The following is a 21,840-nucleotide window of genomic DNA, read 5'->3' on the forward strand; positions in this document are numbered from 1 at the left end:
TGAAATGTAGGCTTAAAAACTATTGATTCAGCAAACGATAGATTGCGGCTTGTGAACGTAAAGCGTTTTCAGTTTTTGGAAAGAAAACATTATTCGATTCACTATTGATTGAAACCGCTTGTTCAGTATCATGTAGCTGTAAATCAATGATTTGAAGAATTTCTTTTTTGATGTTTTCATCATAAATTGGAAAGCATACTTCTATTCTTCGATAAATATTTCTATTCATCCAATCAGAAGAACCCATGAAAATTTCCTGATTTCCCTGATTATGGAAGATGAAAATTCTACCATGTTCCAAATATTTATCAATGATTCTACGAACACTAATATTTTCACTCATGTCTTTTACTCCTGGAATCAAACAACAAATTCCTCTGATAATTAACTCAATTTTTACACCAGCATTTGATGCTTCATAAAGTTTACTAATCAGTACTTTTTCTTCAAGATTATTCATCTTGAGAATGATTTTGGCAGGTAAACCTTTTTGGGCGTTGGTAATTTCTCGGTCGATTAAAGCTAAAAATTGATGCTGTAAATTGAACTGTGCAACCAATAAATGTTTGAAATTACTAATGTCCGAAATGTTAGGTTTTCGTTTCTTTTTACTTAAAAACCTGAAAATCAATTCCATTTCAGCCAACATTTCTTGGTGTGCCGTCAATAAAATATGGTCTGTATAAAACCTAGCAGTACTTTCGTTCAGGTTTCCGGTAGCAAGTAAACCGAAGTAAGAAATTTTCTTCCCGACTTTCTTTTTCACCAAAGCAATCTTGGCATGAACTTTCAGAGAAGGGACGCTATAAATAATTTTTACGCCTTCTGATTTCATTTTTTTCGCCCATTTGATGTTGTTTTCTTCATCAAAACGAGCTTTTAATTCTACTAAAACGGATACTTTTTTACCATTTTTAGCGGCACTTATCAAAGCATTTACAATCCTTGAATCGCTGGCAACTCGATAAAGTGTTACGTAAATTTCTTCTACATTTTGGTCGATAGCGGCTTCGTTAAAAAAACGAAGTACGGTATCATAAGATTGATACGGCGGATGAAAAATCATGTCTCGCTGTTTGATTTGACTAAAAAGTGTCTGATTTTCAGGAATTTCATGCGTAATCTTTTGCCAATTATCGTACTTCATCTCAGGATTATTGATAGGAATTCCGTAGAAATCTTTCAAATTATGATAACTTCCGCCTTCAATAATACTCTGCTTTTTAAGGTTGAGATAACTCGTTAAAGTCTCTAAATGATTTTTGGGCATAGTAGCATCAAATAGAAAGCGAGTGGCAAAACCAAAATCTCTTTTGGCAATTTGCTTTTCTAATTTTTCCACTAAATCACCTTTGTATTCATCTTCTAAAGACAAATCAGCATCACGAGTGATTTTGAAAGTATAGAATCCTTTAATGGTTGTTTTTTTATAAACTAAGTGAAGATGTTCTTTGATAATATCTTCTAAAAATACAATATACTGTGTGCCGTTTTGGGAAACAGTATAAAATCTTGGTAAATTGTTGGAAGGAATATTGACAATTTGAAGCTGTTCATCTTCTTGATTTACAGACGATAACACGACTAAAGCGTATAATTTATTATTCTCTGGAAAACATATTTTTTCACTTTTTAAAAATGAAATAGGTTGTAAAAATGCAAGTACTTGTGTGAAAAAATATGCTCTTGTTGAGGTTAAAATACTTTCAGGAATTGCTTCATTATAAACAAGATGAATCTTGTTTGTTTTGAGTTCAGGAAGAATTTGTTCTGAAAGCGTTTTGCCAAAACTTTGTAGCTGACGACTTACAATTTCTTTAATTTGATTTAAAACTTCCTTGTTTTTGTGAGCATCATCCATTTCTTCTTTTTCTGAAAGCTTTTTCAGTGCCATCAAAGCTGGAACTCTTACTCGATAAAATTCATCTAAATTAGAAGAATAGATAGAAAGAAATTTAATTCTTTCTAATAAAGGCACTTCATTTCGTTGCGCTTCAATTAATACTCGTTCGTTAAAGTATAACCAGCTAATGTCTCTGTCGAAAAAGGTAAAGGCTTGCATGAATAAGGGAAGAAAATGAAAGTTTAAAGCTAATAGAAATCAGATAAGTTTGGACATCTGACCGATTTTTTAACAATATATTAAAATGAATGCTTATAAACCCAATTTCATAGCAGCATTATGTTGTTTGATGTTTTCTAAACGAGTATAGCGAATAATCATTGCTGAGGTTTTATGTTTAGTTTGACGCATTACTTCGCTGTCGTCAGCTCCGTTTAGTTTGGCGATGGTAATAAAAGAAGCTCTAAGCGAATGGGCAGAATATTTTTCGCCTAAATAGCTTTTTACTAAATCATTTACAGTTTTATCGTTCAGCCTTTCGTCGGTTAAACAATCTCCTTTTCTGATTCTGACAAATAATGGACCAGAATTTCTTCCTAAAGTAGTAATCCAATTTTGTAAAGTTCGTATGGGACAAAGTGCTGTTTCTGGACTATAAAAAATGGCTTTTTCCTCATAATTTCCATATTGGTTGGTTTTGCTATTTCCCATCGAAACAATGAGTCCGTCTTCCGAAAAAGTTAAATCTTCCAAATTCAAAGCGACCAATTCCGAACGCCTGAAAGCACCCGTAAAACCCAACAATAAAATCGCTTTATTTCTTAATAAAGTATTGTTGTCTGTTTCAATGTTCCGTAACACATTTTTAATTTCTTTAATATTAAAAGCAGGTGCCTGTTTTTGTCGAATACCTTTAATTCTTTTGATTCCTTCCATGACCGCTCTTAACTGTCGGTCTTGTGTTGGAGTATCCAGATTGTTCAGATGATGAAGTTTGCTGATGGCGGCAAATCGACGATTGATACTTGACCATTTATGCGTATCCGCCAAATGTGCCGCATAGCCTGAAAGTGTAGAAGCCGAAACGGGCATCACTGTGAAATTATTTTTTTCGCACCAATTTTGAAAATGTTTTAAATCTGACCGATACGCTCTTTGAGTATTTGCAGCACCTTCCAAACCTTTGCGACCATAAGTATCAACTTTTTCGGCAAGTGTTTGAAGATTTGTTAAAGTATTATTCTCAATGGGCGAAATTTCCTGCATGATTTGGCTTTTGTTTTTAATCGCACAAATATAGTTTTAGTTTTGATAATGTTTAATTATCGGAAGTAAAAAGATAAAATAAGAACAAGTATATTTTTGAAAAAAAATTACAAAATGGAGATTTTTACTTTTGTGAAGCGTTGTAATTTTTGGAAATCTGATTTGTTGAAAGTATAAATTTCAGTACAACCATTATGCTCTGCAATGGCTGTGTGTAAACAGTCATTGATATTTTGAAAACCGATTAATTTAGCCAGCTGTATTCCTCTGATAAAATCTGTGATGGTGTAAGGAACAGGTTTTGCTAACATAAAATCTTGAACCATTATTTCAATATCTGATTCTGGACAACCGATTCGATGAGCAACGTAACTAAACTCTTGTAAGGTTAAGAGTGACGTAAAAAATGTACTGTCTTTTATTGCTTGCTCATAAATCTGAATGGCTTTATTATGGCTAATCTGGTTTTGATTAAATTGATAATTGATTAGTACATCTGTATCAAAATAAAGCATAATATTATAAGTTTACTTCATTTGCTAAAGCTGATAAATCTAAAATTTCAGGAACAAATATTTTTTCATTTTTCAATCTCATTTGCTCTGTTCTTTTAAACATTTCTGAATAATCAGGATGATTATCTTGCTCACTTTCTTTTACTGTAATATCTATTATTGCAGTCGAGCCAAATAATGCTTTAACAGATTTTACAATATTTGGTAAGGCGTTCACGGGAATTCTAAAAGTGGCTTCCATAGATACATTCGTTTTTTATCAAATTTACTCTTTTACAAAATAAAACGGTTAAATATTGGAATAATTATTAATGTAGCGGTTTGGCTAAATTTGATATAAACATGTTTCATAACCGGGTAAAAATACATTTTTAACATTAAGTCTGAAAAAATATTGAATAATTCAAATATTTTTTCAGACTTTTGTTTTATAAAGTCTCAAAGTGAGACAATAGAGGCTTCTGTCTTTTAAAACTCAATTTTATATCAATCGTCTATTTATCATGAAAAAGAAAACTTTATCACTCTTGTTATTGTCTGCTATTGGTTTGTCGCCAATGACGAGTTTTAGTCAGAAGAGTACTGCTCCAGTCGATGCCATTATTGCCAATTCTTCTACGGCAGTTGTGCAAACAGGCTCTGGAAAAGTAAGAGGCTATATTCACAAAGGCACTTTTACTTATAAAGGTATTCCTTATGCGGAATCTGAGCGTTTTATGCCTCCAAGTAAACCAAAACCTTGGTCGGATGTAAGAAGTTCGATGACTTATGGACCAGTTTGTCCAATGGATGCTACAACCTCCGTGAATGACGTAATTGAATTTGCATTCAATCATAACTGGGGTTATACGAACGAAAACTGCCAAAGCTTAAATGTTTGGACTTCGGGCATTAATGATAATAAGAAACGTCCTGTAATGGTTTGGCTTCATGGTGGTGGTTTTACGGCTGGTTCTTCGATTGAATTACCTTCTTATGATGGAGAAAATTTGAGTAAAAAAGGAGATGTTGTGGTGGTTTCACTCAATCATCGTTTGAATGTTTTGGGCTTTTGCGATTTATCAGCTTATGGTGAAAAATATAAATCTTCTGCTAATGTTGGCATCATGGATTTAGAAGCTGCTTTGCATTGGGTGAGAGACAATATTGCTAATTTTGGTGGTGACCCAAATAATGTAACCATTTTCGGGCAGTCGGGCGGTGGAGCAAAAGTAACCACTTTAATGTATGCACCTTCAGCAAAAGGACTTTTTCACAAGGCTATCATACAGAGTGGAAGCTACAGAACTAGCTTTATGGAGAAAGAAGATACAAAAAGAGTAGGTGCAGCTTTATTAGAAGAATTAGGTTTAAAACCAAACCAAGTAGATTCTTTACAGAAAATATCTTATGAAAAATTAAATGCTGCGGGCAAAAGAGCTCAACAAAAAGTACAAGCTCAAATGAAAGCTGAAGGAAAAGCATTTGTGGGTTTTGGATTAAGTTGGGGCCCAAGTCAAGACGGGAATTATTTGCCTTACCAACAAGTTGACCCAGCGGGTTTAGCCATTTCTAAAGATATTCCTTTGTTGATTGGTTCGACGAAAAATGAATTTATGGCTTCATTAATCAATCCTGCAATCAGAAGTTTTTCAATGGATGATGCAAAAGCATTTTTACAGAAAAAGTATGGCGATAAAACAGAAGCTTATTTAAAAGCAGTAGAAAAAGCATATCCGAATACAAAAAAACCATCAGATTTGATTGATATTGATTTGACAACTTTCCGCCCAGGTGCTGTAAAACAAGCTAATATGAAAGCAACAGCTGATGCTGCTCCAGTTTATATGTATATGTTTAATTGGCAGTCGCCCGTAATGGATGGAATGTACAAAGCGATTCACTGCATCGAAATACCTTTTATTTTTGATAACATTGGTCGTTGCGAAGAAATGACTGGCGGTGGAGCTTCGGCTTATGCACTTTCAAATAAAATGAGTCAGGCTTGGATAAATTTTGCAAAATCTGGAAACCCTAACCACAAAGGTTTACCAACTTGGCAAAAGTACTCTGCTGAAAATGGAGCGACGATGATTTTTGATAATCAATGCGTTCAAAAATTCCACTATGATAAAGATTTGTTGGAATTGAGTGCTGTAAAATAATAATATGATTGTATTATGTAAAAGGCTTTCGGAGTATTTCTGAAGCCTTTTTTTTATGCCTTTTTTGTAAAATACTTAAATGTTTTAGACTGATGAGTATAAAATGAGACATTTTGAATAACATTTGAACGATAAAATCAAATTAAAATTAGTCACTTTGTATCGTCAAAAAATATGAATCTTCTTGTGAGAAATTGTATAAATAATTGTTTATAGAGGATGTCTTATTTTAAAATGAACTCATTCACTAAAATAATCAAATACAAATACAAAAAATCGTCTCATAATTATACTATGAAAAACTTCAAATGGATATTTTTTATGATTTTATGGAATTGCTCTTCCAGCCTTTCGCAAGTAGAATCGCCAGCATTTTTTACTAATCCGCTGTTACCTTCCGGGGCAGATCCTTACAGTTTTTATAAAGACGGATATTACTATTATACACATACTGCTCAAAACAGGTTGATGCTTTGGAAAACGAAAAACTTAGCAAACCTTAAAACAGCAGAAAGTAAAACGATTTGGACGCCACCGCAAGGAACGATGTATTCTAAAGAATTATGGGCACCTGAAATTCATTTTATTCAAGGGAAATGGTATATGTACTTTGCGGCTGATGATGGCGATAATAATCATCACCGAATGTATGTGTTAGAAAATGCGTCTGCCGACCCAATGAAAGGTGAATGGATTTTCAAAGGAAAAGTAGCTGACCCAGCCGATAAATGGGCGATTGACGGTGACGTGTTTGAACATCGTGGACAATTATACATGATTTGGTCGGGCTGGGAAGGTGATAAAAATGGTCAGCAGAATATTTACATCGCCAAGATGAAAAACCCTTGGACGATTGAAGGAAATCGTGCAAAAATATCAGGTTCTGATTTCGACTGGGAAAAACATGGTGATTTGAATGACCCGAATCTTCCACACGTAAATGTGAATGAAGGACCGCAGATTTTAAAACATGGTGATAAATTATTCATTATTTATTCGGCAAGTGGTTGTTGGACAGATTTTTATGCTTTAGGAATGCTGACGACTGATGTAAATTCAGATTTGTTGAACCCAAACAGTTGGAAAAAATCGGCAGAACCAGTATTCAAGCAATCGCCAGAAAATGGCGTTTTTGCACCGGGACACAATTCATTTTTTAAATCACCAGATGGAAAAGAAGATTGGATACTTTATCATGCTAATTCAAAACCTAGGCAAGGTTGTGGTGGGTTTCGTTCGCCAAGAGCACAGAAATTCACTTGGAATGCAAATGGAACACCAAATTTTGGTTTACCAGTAAAAGAAAATCAATCGCTCAAAATCCCAACAGAAAAATAATCGCTCAACATAATTATTAAAAACGTTAATCGGATGAAAATCTTCAAAACATTACTTAGCCTATTGGCTTTCAGTTTATTAGCCCAGAGCATCGTCGCTCAGACGAAAGCGAGAGAAATTTGGTCAGTCGAAAAAGCCAATGCTTGGTACAAAACAAAGGGTTGGTTACGAGGCAGCGATTTTATCCCAAGTACTGCTATCAACCAATTAGAAATGTGGCAAGCAGAAAGTTTTGACCCTGCGACAATCGACCGAGAATTGGGTTATGCCGAAAGTATCGGAATGAACTCAATGCGAGTATATTTACATCATTTGGCTTGGGAAGTTGACCCGTCTGGCTTTAAAAATCGTGTGAATCAGTATTTGAAAATAGCAGACAAACATCATATTTCTACGCTTTTTGTATTGTTTGATGATTGTTGGAATCCAACTTATAGCGTTGGAAAACAGCCAGCACCAAAACCAGGTGTTCATAACTCAGGTTGGGTACGTGACCCAGGGGAATTGATTTTCACCGAACCACAAGTAATTGAAAAATTAGAAGCTTATGTAAAAGATATTTTAACAAGCTTTAAAAACGATAAGAGAATAGTATTGTGGGATTTATATAACGAACCGGGAAACTCTGGATATGGCAATAAAAGTTTACCATTATTAGAAAAAGTATTCGTTTGGGGAAGAGAAGTAAATCCAAGTCAACCACTTTCAGCGGGCGTTTGGGATTGGAAATTGAAAGAATTATCTGACTTCCAAATCAAAAATTCAGACGTAACTACTTATCATAATTATGGTGATACTGAAAACCATACCAAGGATATTGAAAAGTTGAAATCGCTTTCTCAACGACCATTACTTTGTACAGAATACATGGCAAGAAGCAGAAATAGCCTATTCAGCAATATCATGCCAATTTTGAAAAAGGAAAATATTGCAGCTTATAATTGGGGATTAGTTGCTGGAAAAACCAACACCATTTATGCTTGGGATAAGCCAATGCCAAATGGAAATGAGCCAGAGTTGTGGTTTCATGATATTTTCAGACCAGACGGAACACCTTACAAACAAGATGAAGTAAAGGTAATTAAAGACCTGACAGGCAAGAAGTAGGCATTTTACAGGATATTAAATTAGGCTGATGGTATTGGGAATATTTCTCAATATCATCAGCCTAATTTTTTATAAATGCTTGATTATTAACGCATTTTGATTGATTGTCTCAATAAATTCTTTCATAAGAGGCTTTTTATCCCGTAGCGCTCAAATAAATCTTCAAAATACTTAGGGATAAATTTTAATTTTGTGGGCTTTTCAGTACTTTTAAAAGTTATAAATGACCATTTAGTAAAATACTGTTTTTGATGATTCTAACGTAATTCTTCAAACATCACGTTTTTTTTAATTCAGTCATTTTTGTGGTATAGTTTTTGTCAACTAATTATTAGAAATAATCCAAAGATATGTTCAGCTTTAATTCTCAAATTAATGTTAGCCATTTAAACAATATTTACGGTGATGACGTAACGATTGTCAAAATAATGTTTGAGTCTTTTTTAGAAGATAGTTTACCAATTTGGGATGACATTCAGGCTAAATTACAACAAAAAAACTTCGCTGTAATAGGTGGTTTGGCACATCAATTTAAGCCTTGTTTCTCGATGATTGGCTTTCCAGACATCAGTCCTAAAATTCATGAATATGAACTTTATGCAAAAGGTAGCCCAACAGGCGAAGAATTGATACGACGTTACAACGAACTTGCACCTGAAGTGGCTAAAGTAAAAGAGATTGTGATAGAAGAATTGAAACGAATGGACGAAGAGGGAATCTAGCTTTTTTATATAATCAAAATCCTTTATAGTATTAACATACTGATTTAATATACTTGTTTAAATCAATGTATATTTGCTATATGGTAATACATAACAATTTGATTCGCTTTGGCTTGTGTGCAAGATATTGTTATATTTTAGAAGTTTTTAAAATGTTTTTTTATGGTTTGGCTAAAAAAAAATATGTTTAGGATTATCTTGTTCTTTATTATTGGAATGAGTACTCTTGAAGCAAATGCACAAACAGTTTCAACAGATATATTAATGGCAAAAGCGTTAGAATCAGAAGACTTTCTGGTTTTATTGATAGAATCTGCTATTCAATTTTCCCCTCAGACAAAAAAAGGCTTAGCCGCAGTAGAAGTGGCAAATGCGAACTTGAAAGTCAGTAAAAATGCGTTATACAGTGGTATTTCAGCATCATCTTCATACAACTACGGTACAAATTATTCTGCTGTTAATAATCCAACAGGTGTGATTCCTGGGGCTAATAGTTTTACGACATCCCAAACAGGATTTTATAATATAGGAATTGGCGTTCAACTTCCATTGATTAGTGTGCTTAACAGAAAACACATTATCAAAGCTGGTCAAGCACAAATTAATAGTGCATTGGCAGAACAAGAAAACGTTAATTTAACGATAAAACAAGAAGTAATTGGGCGATTTCAAGCACTTAAATTAGCCAAGAAAATATTAATGCTGAATAGCAATAGCTTACAGGCTGCTCAGTCTAATTATGTGATGGCAGAGAAGCAATTTGCACAAAATCAGAATAGCATCGACCAGTTTTCGGCAGTATTAGAAGCCTACAATAAATCAAAAATAGAATACGAAACATCATTGAATACTTTTCAGACTGTTTTTATGCAGCTAGAAGCTTTTGTGGGGGTGAACTTATCAACATTATTACAGCAGATTAAATGAGCTTTTTACATTTTATAAGGTTAATTATAAAAAATATTAAGTGGTTGATTCTAATCCCTTCGGCTTTAGCATTTACTATTTTCTATTTTACTCGTAAAGAAAAAAAGGTATATTCTTCTGAATCAAATATTTATACAGGGATTGCCTCTGGATATAACTTGAATGGAAGTAATAAATCAGACTTCTTTGCGACCAGCAATGCTTTTGATAACCTTTTATCAGTAATTGATTCAAGAGATACCAAAATGGATGTTGCTATAGCTTTATTATCCGAACACCTCATCCTTAAAAAACATATTCCAGAGATACTCACTTGGGGTTCTTATGACGAACTTCAAAAAATAATACCAGAAGCTCTTAAAAAAGAGCTAGTTAAACCTACTCTGGAAGAAACCAAAAAGGCCGTCAAAGCTTATATGGTGAAAGATAAAGAGAATGCTATTTATAAGCTTATCAATTCAGATAATGGATATTATTCTATCAATGCACTTAATAAAATAAAATCATCCAGAATTAGTAGTAGTGATTTAATCAAGATTTCTTATGAAGCCAACGACCCTTATATCTGTAAACGAACGATAGAATTGTTGGAAGAGATTTTCATGCTCAAAAACAGAGAAATCAAGGAAGGACAAACAGTAAGTGCTTTAGGTTATTTTGAAACAGAAACCAAAAAGGCTTTTGCCAAATTAGATTCGGCAGAAAGGCTTTTCATGGAATTTAATAAAAATAATGACATCATCAACTACTATGAACAAACCAAAGCTGTAGCTGGTGAAAGAGAAGGCTTATATGCGATGAACCATAACCTGGAAATGGAAAGAATGGCATTAAGTTCATCTTTGTCAAAAGTGAATGAAAGTATCAAAGGAAAAACTTATCAAACTTTATATGGGAGCGATGTAATCAAAGAGAGAGGAAAACTATCTGAGATTTATAATAAAATTGCACTCAGTGAAGTACTTGATAAAAAAGGAGAGAATAAAGATCAAATAGATAGCTTGAAGAAAACGGCAAGCCAACTTGAAAGAAAACTCAAGGTTTCTTTGGATAATCTTTATACAGATTCAAACACACCTAATGGCATCCCTACTAAAACAGTATTAGATGAATGGTTCAGGAATACCATTGCTTTTGAACAAAGTAAAGCACGTTTAACTGTAATGGATAAACGTAAAGCAGAATTTGAATCAGAATATAGAAAATTTGCCCCTTTAGGTGCAATGCTCAAAAAAATAGAACGCTTAATTTCTGTTTCAGAACAAGAATACTTGGATTTACTTCGTAGTTTAAATGACGCTAAACTTAATCAACAAAATACAGAAATCACAGCAAAACTGAATGTTGTAGATCCGCCATATCTGCCTTTAAGACCCAATGCTTCTAAAAGGTTGGTTTTGGTAATAGTAGGATTTATGGTTGGTTTTGTTTTAGTATTAGCCTTAATTATTACTCAGGCTTTAATTAATAAAACGTTGATGGAACCACAAAGAGCTAAAAGTATTGTGGGTTTACCATTGTTAGGGGTCTATCCTTTATTGAACGAAAATCCTTACTTTTTACTAAAGTCAAATCTTAGGTTAATGCAACAATTGCTTGCAACAGTTGACCTTTCCGTTAAACCCATCACTATAGGTTTAATTAGTACGCAAAAAAGCGAAGGAAAATCTACTTTAGCTTATTTGTTAGCCAAAGAATTGACGGCTCTTGATTATACCGTAGAAACACATACTTGGAATAATGATTATGATTTTAATGGTAGCCTCAGTGCAGACTTTTCGTTGATAGAATTCCCTCCATTAGATAACATGATTATCAAACCAGAATCATTCCCTCGATTGAATAGTACTATTATGCTTTGTCGTGCCAATAGAATCTGGACAAAAATAGACAAGGAGATGGTTAATATTTTCACCAAAACAACTGGTAATAAACCCTTGTTTGTTCTTAATGGTGTAGATATAAGTTTTGCAGAAGAATACATTGGCGAAGTTCCTAAAAAACGAAACCTTATCAGAGCCTTCATTAAACGTGTGGCTAAGTTTGAATTTGGAAATAGAAATGCTATTAATAGAAATGCAAAGGATAAAAATTTTATCGAGGACGATAATCTAATCAATCCAGTTAAAAAAAATAAAGTCAGCGGAGTTACTTTATTTGGTATTCTAGCAGGATTGATTCTCTCTACAGTAGCCATTTATTTGTATAAAAATCAGCGAAAAGAAATTCCTGTAAAAGACAATGTGGTGGAACAAACGATAGATTCGTCTTCGATAAGAACATCAGGTTTTGATAATAGCTTTCCTATGGTTGATAGTACTGCTTCTGAAAGTGTTTCAGAACGCAAAAAAGGATTGGATTCGCCAAAGAATTTCTTTGTAATAGCAGGTGCATTTAGCTCTGAAGTCAATGCCAAAACGTACATGGATGAGCTGAAAAAAAGTGGATTTGCGAATGCACAGATAATCAATTCAACCCAGAGCAGCTCTACCGTAAGAGTAGCTTACGATGCGTTTGGAACAGAAAGCGAAGCAAAGGATAAATCCAATCAAATCAATAGAAAATACGGTAAAAATACTTGGGTGTATTTTGAGCAGTAATGCTAAAATTATCGAAATGGGAGGAGATTTATTTTATAATTCTAGAAACAAACTGGGAAATGGCTGGCTTTTAGTTGCAATTGCACTGGCTGTTTTCATGGGGATGTCCATTGCTAAAAATGGAGTCGCTACTGGAATTCTCTTTTTAGTTTTCCCTTTCGCAATAGGTTTTGTAATATGGATTTTTTATCAGCCAAGAGTTGGTATTATTAGTTTTTTGGTTTATTGTTTCATTATGCCCTATCTCGGTAAGCATATTTCTGGTTTACAAGTAGGTATGGGTATTGAGGCAATCCTTTTTAGTACTTTATTTGCTGTAATATTTTATCAGAGAAATCGATTTAGGAAAAGACATTTAAATAACGATTTAGTTTGGCTTACAATCTCGTGGATGGTTCTCACATTTGTGCAGATAGGTAATCCAGAAAGACCAAGTATTCTAGGATGGGTTTATGAAATGAGGTCAGCTACGCTTTATTGGGTATTAACGATAGTACTGACATTTTTAATACTTAATAAAAGAACTGATATTGATTTGTTTCTGAATATTATCATTATCATGTCTTTCATCGGGGCTCTTTATGGGATGAAGCAACTTTACTTGGGGGTTGATGAAGCAGAACATAAATGGTTGGAAGAAGGAGGAAAAAAAACCCATATTCTTTTCGGTAAGTTAAGAATATTCTCATATTATTTTGATGCTGCACAATTTGGTGCATCACAAGGACATCTGGCAATTGTTTGTATTATTTTAGCAACAGGGCCTTATAAATTACTTAAAAAAGCTTGGTTTGCTATTGCAGGTTTACTGTTGTTTTACGGAATGTTAATCTCAGGAACAAGGGGTGCACTTTTCGCAATTGTGGGTGGCGGGTTAATGTTTTTGATATTAATCAAACAGACAAAGATTCTGTTACTTGGTGCAATCGTTGGGGGGGGATTCATAGGAATGTTAAAGTACACTAATATCGGAAGTGGTAATGCAGAGATTGTTCGTCTGAGAAGTTCATTAGACCCTAAGGATGCCTCTTTACAGGTAAGGTTAATTAATCAAGCAATTTTACGAGATTACTTAGGAAGTAAACCATTTGGTACAGGAGTGGGTACAATGGGACAATGGGGCGAAAAATTTAACTCGGATAAATATATTTCACATATTCCGCCTGATAGCCTTTATGTAAAAATATGGGGAATGTATGGTATCGTTGGTTTTATCATGTGGTTTGGTATCATGCTTTATATTCTGGGGAAATCATCAGGAATTATTTGGAGAACCAGAGACCCCATACTGAAAAACCAATTAATCGCTTTGTGTGGGGGAACAGCAGGGATTTTGCTCTGTAGTTATGGAAATGAAGTATTGAATACCATGCCTACTTCTGCAATTGTTTATATCAGTTGGGTTTTAATTTGGCTGAGTCCTCGTTGGGATATTCCAGAGGTTAAAACCGTATCAATTGCTGTGAATAGCGAGGAACAGCAACTTTTATAAATCTAAAAATGAAATATGCAGCTTTCGATATAACTATTCCGCTATGATTAATCAAATAATTACCATTTTTGAAACAATAATACTGGCTTACCTTTCTATTCAGGTATTCTATTTACTTTTTTTTGCTTTAGCTGGTAAGTTTTCTATCAAAAAATATTTTCCTAAAGCTCAGAAGCTTAGAAAAATCCGCATTTTTATTCCCGGTTACAAAGAAGACGCTGTGATTATCGCAACAGCCAGAGATGCGATTAAACAAGATTATCCTCAGGATTTATTTGAAGTGGTCATTATTGCAGATTCATTTAGCGAAGCTACTTTAAGTACATTAAAATCACTGCCAATAAAAGTGGTAGAAGTAAGCTTTGAAAAAAGTACGAAAGGAAAAGCCTTACAAAAAGCCATTGAAGCGACTGCTATTACACCCGTGGATATTGTAGTGATTTTGGATGCTGATAACCACATGACACAAGGGTTTTTACATGCAGTCAACGATGCTTATGAACAAGGTTATCAAGTAATTCAAGGACATAGAACTGCCAAAGATTTTAAAACACCTTTTGCTTTGTTGGATGCTTGTACAGAAGAAATCAATAATAATATTTTCCGCCGTGGTCATGTAGCAGTGGGTTTACCTTCAGCATTAATTGGTAGTGGTATGGCGTTCGACTGGAATCTGTTTGTAAGTTATTTAAAAGATATTGGCGATACTTCTGGCGAAGATAAAGAGTTAGAATTCAGAATTGTTCGAGATAAAAAAGACGTAGCATTTCTTGATGGGAAATACGTTTTAGATGAAAAAGTGGCCAAAACAGATGTATTTAGCCAGCAAAGAAGTAGATGGTTAGCCATGCAAGTAGAGTTTCTTGAAAAGTACTTTATCGAAGGTTGGGTTCAGTTGTTGAAAGGGAACATTGCTTTTTTTAATAAAGTATTCCAAACCTATTTATTTCCAAGAGTAATGTTGGTTGCGGTAATGGTGCTATGGTTGATATTTACCTTCATTTTTGCAAGCGAACATTTTAATTACAGTATTGGTTTATTTTTGGCTTTAGCATTTTCGTTGTTATTGAGTATTCCTTCAAAATGGTATAACAAACAACTATTAATGGCTTTTTTACAAATACCAGGAGCAATCATTTCGATGTTGAAGGCAATGTTAAAAATAGGAAAAGCTAGAAAACAGTTTATTCATACTCCTCATGGAGATAGCGAACATTAAACGTAGTAAAAATTATGCCTTGGGACATTATAGCGATTCCAGTCATTATTTGCCTTATTTGGGGTTTTAGACAAGGATTGAAAGTTAAAAATAGAAAATATGTCAGAAAACGTTGACGCATACATCGTCATTGCCCAACAAGAATGGGCATTGAATTTGGGAAGTAATGCCCGAAACTTGGCGGTAGAGTTTAGTAAAGCTAAACCTGTACTGTATGTTAATCCCGCTATTGACATCAACTCTATTTTGAAGCAAATCAATACTCCGCATGGAAAGCAGAGAATAAAGCTTGCCTTGGGTATCGGCGAAAATACCATCAAAGCGGGGGAAAATTTATGGGTACATACCCCAGCAACAATTAGCTATTCAATCAACTGGTTGAACAATTTAAGCTTGTATGATACTTTAAATGAACGCAATGGGAAAGGTTTTTTTGCAAGCCTCAAGAAAGCAATAAAAAGTTTAGGGTGGAATCCTCAGAAAGTAGTTGTGTTAAATGATAGCCAGATGTTTACGGCATTGTTTACAAAAAAATATCTTCAGCCTTTATTGAGCTTTTATTATATCAGAGATAATCTGATAGAACATCCATATTTTAAATTTCACGGAAGTAGAGTAGAACCCAAAGCCATTGAAATGGCGGATGCTGTTTTTGCGAATTCTGCTTATCTCGCAGATTATGCTCGAAACCATAATGACATTAGCTTAGACATTGGTCAAGGTTGTGAAACTGATATTTATCAAGCCGACTTTACTTACACAGAACCTGAAGATTTGGCAAAAATACCACATCCAAGAATTGGCTATGCAGGATTGCTTACTTCTGAACGATTAGACATACAGTTACTCATAGATATTGCAGAGACAAGCCCAGATTGGCAAATAGTATTAATTGGACCAGAAGAAACAGTTTTTGAACATAGTCGTTTACATTCTATCAAGAATGTACATTTTTTAGGTGCTAAAAAACCAAATCAATTACCCGCTTACATGCAGTATTTAGATGTATGTATGAATCCACAATTGTTGAATGCTTTAACCATTGGTAACTATCCTAGAAAAATAGATGAATATTTGGCAATGGGCAAGCCAACGGTGGCAACTGATACACCAGCCATGAAAATGTTTTTGCCACATGTTGAATTAGCAATTGGCAAAGAAGGCTATAAACAAGCTATTGAAAAAGCATTGTTACCACAAAACCCATCAGCAAGAAGCGCCGCAATAGAATGTGCCAAAGGGCATACTTGGGAGGCTTGTGTAAAACAAATTTATACTATTCAGAATAAGCTATTGAATAGTAATTAATTGAATATGAGAAACCACTTTTTGAGAAACCTAAATTAGGGATATTTCAAAATATACAAATCTGATGATATGAATACACAAGTTATCATTTCTAAATTAAGGAATAAACACTTTTTGTCGCTCGTGGGTAATGGCTCAATGTCTGTTTTGGCGATGGTGACAGTTGGTATTTTACTCCGTAATATGACATCAGGAGATATTGGCTACTGGTTTTTTTTTCAAACTACATTTTCATTGATTGATACTTTCAGAGTTGGCTTCTTACAAACAGCCATGATAAAATTTTATTCGGGTGCAGAGAAAGTAATAGCAGATGCAGTTTTGGGGTCAGTATGGTATCTGAGTCTCCTCATTACAGGAACGTTGATTATACTTAATATTTTAGCTGCCTTTGCGATTCCATTTATTGATAGTTTTGGAATGGAAACCGTAATAAAATGGTTTGGGATTACTTTCTTATTTACATTACCTTCATCTGTTGCCGCTTGGACTTTACAGTCAGACCAACGATTTGATAGTCTTTTATTAATTCGTGTAGTTAGCCAAGGTGCATTTATTTTAATGTTGCTTGCTACTATTTACTTCACAAGTTTAGATCTTGATTTGGTACTATTAATCAATGCCTTGAGTTCTGCAATAGTAAGTTTGTTCTGTATTTATCAAGGTTGGACACGTATGAAAACTTTTAGTAAAAGAACAAAAGAATGGGTTTTGGAATTGTTTCACTTTGGTAAATATAGCGTAGGAACTAACATTAGCACCAATTTGCTGAGAAGCTCTGATACTTTTGTGATTATGTTTGTATTGGGTACTGCTGGTCCCGCAGCCATAACAATGTACACAATGCCTATGCGTTTGATGGAAGTAATCGAAATACCTTTAAGAAGCTTTTTATCAACGGCAATGCCTTCGATGTCAGCAGCTTTTAATAGAGGAAATAAAGAAGAAGTGGTAGGAATTATGCAAAAATATGCGGGAACACTTGTTCTTGCACTTTTTCCTGTTTCGGTAGTGGCTGTTATTTTAGCAGATTTTGCCATCGTTATTCTAGGTGGAAGTCAGTATTCTGGTTCACATGCAGTTTCGGTATATCGTATTTTTATGTCGTTTGCTATGTTTTATCCTATCGATAGATTCCTTGGAATAACGTTAGATATTATCCATCAACCTAGAATAAATTTCTATAAAGTATTAGTAATGCTTGGGATAAATGTTACGTTTGATTTTATAGGGATTCACCTCTTCGGAAATATCAATGGAGTAGCTTTAGCTACCTTTTTCACCTTTTTATCAGGAGTACTTTTTGGATATTATTGGTTGAAAAAATATTTAGACTTTACTTTGGTGGGCTTTTTCACTGCGGGTTTTACAGAAATAAAAACAATGGCTCAAGAATATTTACAAAAAAATAAAAACGCAAAATAATGAGGATTGCACATTTAATTTTGGTCCATGCAAACCCATCTCAGTTACAAAGATTAATCAATCGTCTGGCTCATCCGGATGCTGATTTTTATATACATGTTGATTTAAAAGCAGATATTAACCCATTTCTTTTTTTAGCATCTAAACATGTAAAATTGATTAGAAATCGAGTAAGTGTATATTGGGGAGCTTATAGTATTGTGCAAGCTACCGTGAATAGCTTTGAAGAAATTTTGATTTCCTCAAACAAGTACGATTATATCAACCTGTTGAGTGGACAGGATTATCCCTTAAAAAGTACAGAAGAAATTCATACTTTTTTTCAGCAAAATCCTGATAAAGCCTTCATGCACACGCTCTCTGTAGCTACTGAATGGCAAGAAGCTATTCCTAGAGTCACAAAATATCATTTATCGAACTACCAATTTTCAGGAAGACATCTGGTAGAAAAATACATGAATATGATTTTGCCCAAAAGAAAAATGCCGAATGATTTGATTTCGGTTGGGCGTTCTCAGTGGTTTACCATCACAGGTACACATGTTGAATATATTGTAATGTATTTACAGCAAAATAAAAACGTAAGACGTTTTTTTGAACTTACTTGGGGAAGTGATGAAATCGTTTTTCAAACGATTCTTTATAACTCTATTTATCAAAAAGATATGGTAAACGATAACCTTCGTTACATTGATTGGTCGGAAGGAAATGCTAGTCCCAAAACTTTTAAAATAGACGATTTACCAACTTTAATAGACTCAGGAAAACTATTTGCCCGCAAATTTAATGAAGCCATTGATAGTAAAATTTTGGAGGCACTTGATAAAGAATAAAAGCAAAAATTAAAGAGCAAGAAAATAACATTCGCTACTTATAGCCATTTTTTTCATTTTATACCCATTTTTATACTGAAGTTGTCTTGTCTTGTTTTAATTTTTTATTATGTTTATAATAAAAAATAATTAAGATGCCTACAACAGACAAAACAATTGACTCTTCCAAAACCTCAATTTTATATTTACTAATAGTAGTTGGGCTGATTGCGATTTGTGACTTCACTTTTTTTGTGAGTACTCAGCAATATTTCTTGGCGATGCTCGGAGCATTGGCATGTTTAAGCTTACACTTATTGCCTATTTACTTTTTCAGGAATAAGATAAAGCTTTATCTATTCCTTTTAATACCCGTTTTTATTTTTTTGCCGCTCAATCTAGCCTCCATTATTTTATTTGATGTACCAATTAATGATGCAACACTTGTACTCATCCTCAATACGAATCCATCCGAATCTGTAGAACTATTAAAAGGTTATATTCCTAGTTTAATCATTAGTTTTTTACTGTATGGGGGGATATTATATCTACTAATACGAAGAATTCCAACGAAAATTTCTGGAATGAATGCTAAAATAATAGCCATTGCTAGCGTAAGTGTGTTTCTATTGTTGCCATTTGTAAGTTTTGAAGGGGGAAGTTACTTTATGAAACTAAGAACTAGGTATTATAGCATTTTCCCAACGTCTGTATTATATGCTGGCAATGCAGTTTTTAAGCAACAGCGATTAATGAATTCATCAAAAGAGCAAAGAGAAAATTATGTTTTTCATGCTAAACCAGAAACTACGCTTGTCGGAAAACAAGTACATCTTTTGATTATTGGAGAAAGTTCTAGGTATGATCACTGGGCGCTTAATGGCTATTCAAGAAATACTTCTCCTAAGTTATCAAAAAGAGAAAGCTTTATCTCATTTAGCAATGCCGCAGCAGGAGGCTTTATCACTGAATTTGCTGCTCCGCTGATGGTAACAGGCGTTGGTGCAGATAATTTTGATAAACACTTTCAACAAAAAAGTATTGTAAGCCTTTTTAAAGAAGCAGGATTTCATACTTATTGGCTTAGTAATCAGGTAGATCAAGGACATATCAAAGTTCATATTGATGAAGCAGATAATAAATACCTTAATTTATCAGATTCAAAAGCGACAAGAAATGTACATAGAGATATGGAATTGGTGGGAGTATTGAAAAAGGTATTAGCTGAGTCGAGTACTAAAAAATTTATTGTAATACATACAGCAGGAAGCCATTATGACTACAGTGTTAGGTATCCAGATGAATTTGATTTTTTTAAACCTAGCAATAAAACGATTCGTTCAAAATCAGCAGATAAAGCCTTTAAAAACGTCTTGATTAATAGTTATGATAATACTATTCGCTATTCAGATGCTGTGATTGATAGTATTATCAGTTTAGTATCCAAGCAAAATGCTTTGGCTTCTATTACTTATATGTCAGATCATGGCGAGAATCTATTTGATGATAGTAGAGACCTTTCACAGCATGCGTATCCAGTACCATCAAAGTATATTGCTCACGTTCCTTTCTTTGTTTGGTATTCGCCTATTTTGAAGAATACCTTTCCGAATAAAATAAACCATTTGATGAAACATGTAAACTCGAAGATTTCTTCAGAAAACATTATTCATACACTTCCTAGTATGAGTGGATTGACATATCCTTTGCAGGATTCCTTGAAAAATATCACAAGTCCATATTTTGTAGATAACGAGCAGAAAATATTAGGAGCAAATGATAAAGTCTATCTTGTTGAAACTTTGAAATAGTATTTTTCAACATGGAGGAAATCTACTTCCTCCATGTTGAAAACAAAATTATAACATCACTGGCAAACCAGTTTTTACCGATTCATCACAGGCGAAAGCGATTCTTAGGCTGTTTACGGCATCTTCAAGATGGTCAGTTAAATCAACATTTTCTTGAATGGCTTTTAAGAAAAATCTTTGTTCACGATTACAAAGTTCTTGATGGTCAGGCTCATCGGTGAGATTTATCCATTCATCAGCTCTTGTAAAAGCATTTTCTGAATTAATATCCGAATAATGTACTCTTAAAGATTCCGTTTTAGTATGTGAATCTACATTGTCAGATTTTCCCGTTCCTCCAGCTTCTTTTGCCACGATTGAAACACAACCTTTTGGCCCGATTACGTCTTTGATAAAGAAAGCTGTTTCGCTCATCATTGGTCCCCAACCAGCTTCGTACCAACCCACAGAACCATCTTCAAAACGAATCTGTAATTGTCCGTAATTATAGTTTCCTTCGGGAATATCATCTGTCAATCTCGCTCCAATCGCATTTACTTGTATAGGTTTCGAGCGTGTCATTTGGCACATTACGTCGATATAATGCACGCCACAGTCCACAATTGGGCTTAAACTTTTCATCAAATTTCGATGTACGTTCCACATTACTCCATGACTTTGCTGATTCAAATTCATACGCATCACCAAAGGTTTTCCCATTTCTTGGGCAATTTCTACAAATTTTTCCCAAGAAGGATGATGTCGTAGAATATAGCCAACTGCTACTTTTTTTCCTTTCTTAGTTGCTAAATCAGCAACTCTTTTTGCTCCTTCAACGGTATCAGCCAAAGGCTTTTCGATAAAAACATGACAATCAGCTTCGAGTGCCATCACTGCAAAAGCTTCGTGAGTGTCTGGATACGTAGAAATACAAACAGCATCGGGTTTTGTGCTTGCCAAAGCTTCGGCATAATCGCTAAAAAGTGGATAGCCACCGCCCAAACGCTCGTTGAGTACTTCTTTGCTTTTGCCAGTAGAAACGATTCCGCAGATTTCAAAGCCTTCGGTATTTTGATAAGCAATAGCATGGGAAGCTCCCATATTTCCGCAACCAACCACAAGTACTTTTATGGATTGTTTTTGAAGTGTCATGATTTGAAAATTATGATGATATGATTGAAAACAGTCTTCAAATCTAAGCAGTTCAATGAATACTTTTATCCTGTTTTTGAGATAAATCTGTGATTTGAATCCATTTTTGGTTTTTTAGCTAAGTTTTTCATAAAGTATTGATTCTTAATCGGCAACATATTTCCGTACAGGTCAAATCAA

Annotated in this window: 17 protein-coding genes; 12 read left to right on the plus strand and 5 right to left on the minus strand. The window is 34.1% G+C overall.

Going from position 1 to position 21,840, the window contains the following annotated elements:
• Positions 1-19: 19 nt before the first annotated feature.
• The 4 genes from ppk1 to VB776_RS11430 all read right to left on the minus strand — a co-directional run bounded on the left by ppk1 (position 20) and on the right by VB776_RS11430 (position 3,865).
• On the minus strand, positions 20-2,062 hold the full coding sequence (gene ppk1 / locus VB776_RS11415; protein WP_323329090.1) for a polyphosphate kinase 1: 2,043 nt from the start codon (positions 2,060-2,062) through the stop codon (positions 20-22).
• Positions 2,063-2,155: 93 nt separating this feature from the next.
• Positions 2,156-3,109 carry a site-specific integrase gene (locus VB776_RS11420; RefSeq protein WP_323329092.1) on the minus strand — a complete coding sequence of 318 codons (954 nt, stop codon included), beginning with the start codon at positions 3,107-3,109 and terminating at the stop codon, positions 2,156-2,158.
• A gap of 107 nt (positions 3,110-3,216) precedes the next feature.
• Entirely contained in the window at positions 3,217-3,624 is a 408-nt protein-coding gene (locus tag VB776_RS11425) for a type II toxin-antitoxin system VapC family toxin (protein ID WP_323329094.1), read from the minus strand.
• Between the two features lie 4 nt (positions 3,625-3,628).
• Positions 3,629-3,865, minus strand: coding sequence for a hypothetical protein (locus tag VB776_RS11430; RefSeq protein ID WP_323329096.1), 237 nt, complete (start codon positions 3,863-3,865; stop codon positions 3,629-3,631).
• A gap of 262 nt (positions 3,866-4,127) precedes the next feature.
• Here VB776_RS11430 and VB776_RS11435 point away from each other — a divergent pair, with 262 nt between their 5' ends.
• The 12 genes from VB776_RS11435 (at position 4,128) to VB776_RS11490 (ending at position 20,529) form a co-directional block, all read left to right on the plus strand.
• Positions 4,128-5,768: a carboxylesterase/lipase family protein gene (locus VB776_RS11435; protein WP_323329098.1), complete on the plus strand. Its 1,641-nt coding sequence runs from the start codon at positions 4,128-4,130 to the stop codon at positions 5,766-5,768.
• A gap of 321 nt (positions 5,769-6,089) precedes the next feature.
• Positions 6,090-7,106: a glycoside hydrolase family 43 protein gene (locus VB776_RS11440; protein ID WP_323329100.1), complete on the plus strand. Its 1,017-nt coding sequence runs from the start codon at positions 6,090-6,092 to the stop codon at positions 7,104-7,106.
• Positions 7,107-7,139: 33 nt separating this feature from the next.
• Complete coding sequence (locus tag VB776_RS11445; protein WP_323329102.1) at positions 7,140-8,213, plus strand: glycoside hydrolase family 2 TIM barrel-domain containing protein; 1,074 nt, start codon at positions 7,140-7,142, stop codon at positions 8,211-8,213.
• 350 nt (positions 8,214-8,563) lie between these two features.
• Positions 8,564-8,935 carry an Hpt domain-containing protein gene (locus VB776_RS11450; protein WP_323329104.1) on the plus strand — a complete coding sequence of 124 codons (372 nt, stop codon included), beginning with the start codon at positions 8,564-8,566 and terminating at the stop codon, positions 8,933-8,935.
• A 162-nt stretch (positions 8,936-9,097) separates the two neighbouring features.
• Complete coding sequence (locus tag VB776_RS11455) at positions 9,098-9,862, plus strand: TolC family protein (RefSeq protein ID WP_323329106.1); 765 nt, start codon at positions 9,098-9,100, stop codon at positions 9,860-9,862.
• 44 nt (positions 9,863-9,906) lie between these two features.
• On the plus strand, positions 9,907-12,462 hold the full coding sequence (locus tag VB776_RS11460; protein WP_323329108.1) for an SPOR domain-containing protein: 2,556 nt from the start codon (positions 9,907-9,909) through the stop codon (positions 12,460-12,462).
• Positions 12,463-12,478: 16 nt separating this feature from the next.
• Positions 12,479-13,954, plus strand: coding sequence for an O-antigen ligase family protein (locus VB776_RS11465; protein WP_323329110.1), 1,476 nt, complete (start codon positions 12,479-12,481; stop codon positions 13,952-13,954).
• Positions 13,955-13,997: 43 nt separating this feature from the next.
• Entirely contained in the window at positions 13,998-15,173 is a 1,176-nt protein-coding gene (locus VB776_RS11470; RefSeq protein ID WP_323329112.1) for a glycosyltransferase, read from the plus strand.
• A 99-nt stretch (positions 15,174-15,272) separates the two neighbouring features.
• Positions 15,273-16,481 carry a glycosyltransferase gene (locus VB776_RS11475; RefSeq protein ID WP_323329114.1) on the plus strand — a complete coding sequence of 403 codons (1,209 nt, stop codon included), beginning with the start codon at positions 15,273-15,275 and terminating at the stop codon, positions 16,479-16,481.
• Positions 16,482-16,550: 69 nt separating this feature from the next.
• Positions 16,551-17,906 carry an oligosaccharide flippase family protein gene (locus tag VB776_RS11480; protein ID WP_323329116.1) on the plus strand — a complete coding sequence of 452 codons (1,356 nt, stop codon included), beginning with the start codon at positions 16,551-16,553 and terminating at the stop codon, positions 17,904-17,906.
• A complete protein-coding gene (locus VB776_RS11485) occupies positions 17,906-18,739 on the plus strand; it encodes a beta-1,6-N-acetylglucosaminyltransferase (RefSeq protein ID WP_323329118.1) in 834 nt (277 codons plus the stop codon). The genes VB776_RS11480 and VB776_RS11485 overlap by 1 nt, the downstream gene beginning before the upstream one ends.
• 134 nt (positions 18,740-18,873) lie before the next feature.
• Positions 18,874-20,529 (plus strand): phosphoethanolamine transferase, encoded by a 1,656-nt coding sequence (locus VB776_RS11490; protein WP_323329120.1) that lies wholly within the window; start codon positions 18,874-18,876, stop codon positions 20,527-20,529.
• A gap of 48 nt (positions 20,530-20,577) precedes the next feature.
• On the opposite strand, the gene VB776_RS11495 is transcribed toward VB776_RS11490, so the two are convergent.
• The gene (locus VB776_RS11495; RefSeq protein WP_323329123.1) at positions 20,578-21,660 is read right to left on the minus strand and encodes a Gfo/Idh/MocA family protein; all 1,083 of its coding nucleotides are present in this window, start codon (positions 21,658-21,660) and stop codon (positions 20,578-20,580) included.
• Between the last annotated feature and the right edge of the window lie 180 nt (positions 21,661-21,840).

Source organism: Arcicella gelida (assembly GCF_034931025.1).
Taxonomy (GTDB): Bacteria; Bacteroidota; Bacteroidia; order Cytophagales; family Spirosomataceae; genus Arcicella; species Arcicella gelida.